General features: G+C 66.3%; 5 protein-coding genes and 1 pseudogene. 2 read left to right on the top strand and 4 right to left on the bottom strand.

The window, feature by feature from the left end; all coding sequences use genetic code 11:
• Window positions 1–133: 133 nt before the first annotated feature.
• From AD428_RS22030 to AD428_RS22020, 3 genes are all read right to left on the bottom strand, one after another.
• Window positions 134–316, bottom strand: coding sequence for a helix-turn-helix domain-containing protein (locus AD428_RS22030; RefSeq protein WP_432205837.1), 183 nt, complete (start codon window positions 314–316; stop codon window positions 134–136).
• 166 nt (window positions 317–482) lie between these two features.
• Window positions 483–1,007, bottom strand: a complete 525-nt coding sequence (locus tag AD428_RS22025; protein WP_053244317.1) for a gamma-glutamylcyclotransferase family protein — start codon at window positions 1,005–1,007, stop codon at window positions 483–485.
• Window positions 1,004–1,717 carry a hypothetical protein gene (locus AD428_RS22020; RefSeq protein ID WP_200907990.1) on the bottom strand — a complete coding sequence of 238 codons (714 nt, stop codon included), beginning with the start codon at window positions 1,715–1,717 and terminating at the stop codon, window positions 1,004–1,006. Before AD428_RS22020 ends, AD428_RS22025 begins: the two co-directional genes overlap by 4 nt.
• A 163-nt stretch (window positions 1,718–1,880) precedes the next feature.
• Here AD428_RS22020 and AD428_RS22015 point away from each other — a divergent pair, with 163 nt between their 5' ends.
• Window positions 1,881–2,402, top strand: coding sequence for a uracil-DNA glycosylase (locus AD428_RS22015; RefSeq protein ID WP_082308547.1), 522 nt, complete (start codon window positions 1,881–1,883; stop codon window positions 2,400–2,402).
• 50 nt (window positions 2,403–2,452) lie between these two features.
• Here the strand turns inward: AD428_RS22015 and lplT are convergent, their stop codons facing one another.
• Window positions 2,453–3,766: a lysophospholipid transporter LplT gene (gene lplT / locus AD428_RS22010; RefSeq protein WP_053246591.1), complete on the bottom strand. Its 1,314-nt coding sequence runs from the start codon at window positions 3,764–3,766 to the stop codon at window positions 2,453–2,455.
• 267 nt (window positions 3,767–4,033) lie between these two features.
• On the opposite strand from lplT, the pseudogene AD428_RS22005 reads away from it, so the two are divergent.
• Window positions 4,034–5,463: pseudogene (locus AD428_RS22005) on the top strand (chromosome segregation SMC family protein); the annotation flags it as partial.

Below are 5,463 nucleotides of genomic sequence, written 5' to 3'. Positions count from 1 at the left end.
GTCTTGAAGTCGGCCGCGTCGACAGGACCACGCAGTATATTGGCCGCCTCCCAGAGATGCCCGGAGAGGGTCCCGATATCCAGATCGACTGAATTGTTAATTCCGTTCTTCCTGCTCATTCAGCTTGATCCTGTCAGCTCTTGTCCGCCGCGCCGCCAGCCTTCACCCACTCGTCGACCTCGTCTTTCTTGAACTTCCAAAGACGGCCCATGCGATGGGCGGGCATCGTATGCTTGTCGATCCAGCGGTAAACGGTGTCACTGCTGACACCGAGGTACTTGCCTATCTCGTCTACTGATAACCAGCGGTCTTCCATCTCGGCCATTTCTCTAGCTCCTCATGGGCGATTGGTTTTCTTGCCACGCCAGAGGCGGTAACGAGGATGCTGGGCGCAGCTTCCCCAACTTAAAACATCCTTTAATATATTTAGGCAGGGGCCGATTGTCAAACGCTTTCGTCCGGATAAGGCCGCAAAGATCGGTTCACGGGCGTAACCACTGGCCGCTGGCGACTCTTTCCGCGTAAGGCGGGCATGGCATCCAATAGGTCCAGGCTGGAATCGAGGTGCGCCCGCATAGCACCGCCACCATCACCCGCTGGTACATGCTGTGCCCGCCAGGCCGGAATCCTTCCAGCCGGTCGATGGGCGGCAGGTCACGTTGCGGGTCGGTGAAGGTCACCAGCTCTCCATGGATCAGATCCCAGTCGCCGGTCGGGCGGCCGAAGCGCGGTGTGCAGATCTCCTGCTGTCTGCGGGCGTCGGCCATCGGGTCGGCGGTGCCCCGGGACAGGATCAGTCCCTCCGGCACTTCGAGGGCCGGAAAACCGGCGTGGAGATGGTAAAGCCTGCCCCAGACCACGGCCGGTTCGATGCTGCGGGCCTGGGCGCAGAAGCGTTGATGATTCCAGTAGCCCCTTTTCAGGGTGCCGTAGACGAAGAGCCGGAGGATGGTCTCGGGACTGTCTTCCGGGTTTGTGTTCAGCTTCGCGGTGTCTCCAATGTTCATGCATTCACTCCTTCGGGCAGTGTCCCTTTACGCTCCTGGGGTATGAAGCGGAATTCGCTGTTTTCGATGGCCCGCACATCCTCGTGGCGGATGGTGAGCATGGTCATGGGCGGCACCTCCAGCTCGCGCCAGCCCTTCTCGTTGTCCACGGCAAAGTCGATGAAAGCGGCCTCCGAGGCGTAGAGCACCACCCGGTGCTGGCGGTGGATGCGCAGGCAAAGCGGCTTGTTGCCCTTGAGCACGGTGATGGTGCCGGGGTCGAGCCGCGAGGCCAGCACGGCGCTCATCTGGCCGCGACAGAGGGCAAGCGCCTTGTTCAGGCCGTCCTGGTCGATGGGGCCTTCGGGCGCGAAGCGGTCGGCCAGACGGAAGATCAGCTCGCTGTCCACCTCGGCGTAGCGCGGCAGACCGAGACGGCGGAACAGATAATCGGCGTTGTAGATGGTGCCGTTGTGGGTGCCGATGACGATCCCGGCCCGGATGGGATGATTGTTGCGGTTGTTGAACTCATTGCCCCGGGTGCGCCAGCGGGTATGCCCCATGAGAACGGTGGTCTCGTTGTCGACCTGCCCGAGCAGCTCGTGGAACGGCTTCTCGTAGACCAGCTCGTGCGCCCGCATCGGCCGCTTGAAGATGCGGTGGCTGCCATCGGTTTTGAGCCAGGCCAGACCGGAGGCGTGAGGGCCGCGCTCCTCGCTGTGCAGCAGCATGCGGATGAAGAGCTCGCGCAGGTAATCCCGCTCGTCCGGCCGTCTGCGCTGCGGCCGAAGATGATGCCTACTTGTCCGCACATGGAGCCGGGTCCTCCTTGCCGCCGAAGTTCTTGCCGAGCGGTCTCGTCCCTTCGAGAACGAAGGCTGCGTATTCTCGCCGGTGGTCAGCCAGCCACTCGGCCGCCTCCGGGTAAATGCGGTGTTCGGCCACGGCGGGCAGCCCACGCGCTGGATGGTCATCGGCGAGGCGCCGGGCGAGCAGGAAGACCGCCAGGGCCTGCCTTTCGTGGGGCGGTCGGGCCAGTTGCTGGACGCCATGCTGGCCTCGGTGGGCATGAGCCGGGAGCGCGACGTGTTTATCGCCAACGTCATCAAGTGCCGCCCGCCCGGCAATCGCAATCCCAAGCCGGAAGAGATCGCGGCGTGCAGCCCGTATCTCATGCGGCAGATCGCGCTGCTCAAGCCGGAGCGCATCCTCGTGGTGGGGCGCTTCGCGGCCCAGACGCTGCTGGGCACCGATGCGACCATCGGCAATCTGCGCGGCCGCATCCACCGCTTCAAGGACGAGAGCGGCCGGGAGATTCCGGTGGTGGTGAGCTATCACCCGGCCTATCTGCTGCGCAGCCCTTCCGAGAAGGCGCGCGCCTGGCAGGATCTGCGCCTGGCCTGCTCGCAGCTCTAGCGAGATAGGGGAGAGGCCGGCCGCGCGCCGGCCCGGCGCGCCCGCCGGGTTCAGTGCGTGGAATTGAGGGCGCGGCCGTGGCCTTCCTGGCCGATCTGGTCGTGCAGTTCGGGGTCGGCCTGCAGGTTGCGCCGGCTCCAGCGCATGAACACCACCATCAGCACCGTCACCACCGTGCCGAAGATCGCGATGATGAGGTTGATGGGCAGCTCCAGCCAGAGCAGCAGGGTGTACATGGCCACCATGAGCAGGATGTTGAGCTGTTCGTTGAAGTTCTGCACGGCGATCGAATGGCCGGCCGACAGCAGGACGTGGCCGCGGTGCTGGAGCAGCGCGTTCATGGGAACCACGAAGAACCCCGCCAGCCCGCCCGTGACGAGCAGCAGCAGATAGACGCTCCAGGGCGAATAGACGAAGGGCATCAGCAGCACCACCAGGCCCATGGCGGCCCCCACGGGCAGCACGGACAGCGCGCGCCGCAGCGGAATCCGGCCGGCGAGGATGGAGCCGATGACGGTGCCCAGCGCAGCCACGCCCATGAGCATGGAGGCTTTGTCGAGCTGGTAGCCGAGGTGGCTGCGGCCCCACTCGATGACGATGAGCTGCAGCGTGGCGCCCGCGCCCCAGAAGAGGGTGGTCACGGCCAGCGAGATCTGGCCGAGCTTGTCCCTCCAGAGCACGCGCACATAGCCCCAGAAGGTGCGCACCAGCCGGGCGGGGTTTTTCTGCTGGGGCGGGTAGCGGACGTGGGTGCGGGGAATCATGAGGTTGCACAGCGCGGCCAGCAGGTAGACGCAGGCGATCACCAGGATGGCCGCTTCGGCCGGGGTGTGCACCAGCCGGCTGATCATGGGGTGCGCCAGCAGGGCCTCCGAGACCGTGGAAGTGATGAGCAGCCCGCCCAGCACCGTGCCCAGGATGATGGAGAACACCGTCAGGCCCTCGATCCAGCTATTGCCCTTGACCAGCATGGAGGGCGGCAGCATTTCGGTGACGATGCCGTACTTGGCGGGGGAGTAGGCCGCCGCGCCGATGCCCACGATGCCGTAGGCGGCACAGACGAGGTAGGTCTGGTACTGGGGGGCGATGCCGATGTTGGCGTAGGAGAACATCAGCATGCAGCCGCCCACCTTAAGCGCATTGGTGGCGAACATGACCCGGCCCTTGGGGAAGGAGTCGGCCACGGCGCCCACGAAGGCGGCCAGCACCACGTACGCCAGCGCGAAGGACCACTTCATGATGGGGGCCATCCAGTCGGGACCGTGCAGTTCCTGTATCAAGGCGATCGCGGCGATGAACAGCGCATTGTCCGCCAGCGACGAGAAGGCCTGCGCGGCCATGACCAGATAAAAACCTCGTTTCAAGAATGTCCCCGTGCCACGACCTGAGCCTGGTCAGTCCGCGTGAAAATCATGTATGGAGCGTAAAGTGTCAGCGAGTATAGCCGGAGGGCCCCCCCGCGGCGCTTCCGCATTTCCCCTGCCCGCGCCCCGGCGGACGCCGGTTCGGGGACAGAGCGCCTGCGGTATCATACGGGCCATGTCAGAGCCGGCCCTACAGGGGCCGGTTTGCAATCTGTGCGGCAGGTCCGTTAACGCCATCCGTTCAACCCACCCCGTCGTCATCGTACTGTGCGCCTTACCCAGATAAAACTCGCCGGTTTCAAGTCCTTCGTCGATCCCACCGTCATCCCCGTGCCCAGCCAGCTGGTGGGCGTGGTGGGTCCGAACGGCTGCGGCAAGTCGAACATCATCGACGCGGTGCGCTGGGTGCTGGGCGAAGCCAAGGCCTCGGAGCTGCGCGGCGAGTCCATGCAGGACGTCATTTTCAACGGCTCGGGCAACCGCAAGCCGGCCGCCCGCGCCTCCGTCGAAATGGTGTTCGACAACAGCGAGGGGCGGGCCGCCGGCCAATGGAGCGCCTACTCCGAAATCGCGGTGCGCCGGGTGCTCACCCGCGACGGCACCAGCAGCTATTTCGTCAACAACCAGCAGGTGCGGCGCCGCGACATCCACGACATCTTCCTGGGCACCGGTCTGGGCGCGCGCGGCTACGCCATCATCGGCCAGGGCATGATCAACCGGCTGATCGAGGCGCGCCCCGAGGAGCTGCGGGTGTTCCTCGAAGAGCTGCCGGCGTTTCGCGCTACAAGGAGCGCCGGCGCGAAACCGAGAACCGCCTGGCCGACACCCGCGAGAACCTGACCCGGGTCGAGGACATCCTGCGCGAACTGCATACGCAGCTCGAGAAACTGGAGGCGCAGGCCGAAGTCGCCACGCGCTACCGCGAACTGCAGGCCGACGGCGAGAAAAAGCAGCACGCGCTCTGGTTCATCAAGGAAACCGCGGCGCGCGAAGAGCGCGCGCGCAAGACCCAGGAAATCGCCCAGGCCCAGAACGAGCTGGAAGCCGCCATCGCCGGCTTGCGCGCAGGCGAGGCCGAGCTGGAATCGCGCCGCCAGGCGCACTACCGCCGCCGCGACGCCGTGCACGCGGCCCAGGGCCAGCTCTATGAAGCCAACGCCCAGGTCAGCCGCCTGGAAGCCGAGATCCGCCACGTGGTGGACTCGCGCAACCGCCTGCAGGCCCGCCGCGACCAGCTCCAGCAGCAGATCGAGGAATGGACCAGCCAGCGCGAGCACTGCACCGAGCAGATCGCGCAGGCCGAAGAAGACCTGGCCGCCGCCGCCGCGCGCACCGAAGAGGCGCGCGCCGCCGCCGAAGACGCGCAGGCCGGCCTGCCGGCCATCGAGGCCCGGGTGCGCGAAGCCGTGGCCGTCGCGACGAAATGCGCGCCGCGCTGGCGCGGGTGGAACAGAATCTCGCGCTGGTGGCCCAGAGCCAGCGCGACGCCGACCGCCAGATGCAGGCCCTGGAGCAGCGCCGCGAACGCCTGCAGCAGGAGCTGCGCGAGCTGCACAGCCCCGATCCCGAGCGCCTGGAGCAGTTGGCGGGCGACCGCGCCGCCGGCGAAGAACAACTGGAGCAGGTGCAGGCCGAACTGGCCGAGCTCGAGGCCCGCGTGCCCGAGGCGGACGCCGAGCGCAGCAAGGCCCAGGCCG

It is taken from the genome of Achromobacter sp. DMS1 (assembly GCF_001270295.1).
Note: the sequence above shows the minus strand (reverse complement) of the source record. Positions and strands in the feature narration are given on the sequence as shown.

Bases quoted from the DNA above. Each gene is read 5' to 3' on its own strand.
- AD428_RS22030 (WP_432205837.1), bottom strand. From the start codon at position 316: ATGGAAGACCGCTGGTTATCAGTAGACGAGATAGGCAAGTACCTCGGT.
- AD428_RS22020 (WP_200907990.1), bottom strand. From the start codon at position 1,717: ATGCTGCTGCACAGCGAGGAGCGCGGCCCTCACGCCTCCGGTCTGGCC.
- AD428_RS22025 (WP_053244317.1), bottom strand. From the start codon at position 1,007: ATGAACATTGGAGACACCGCGAAGCTGAACACAAACCCGGAAGACAGT.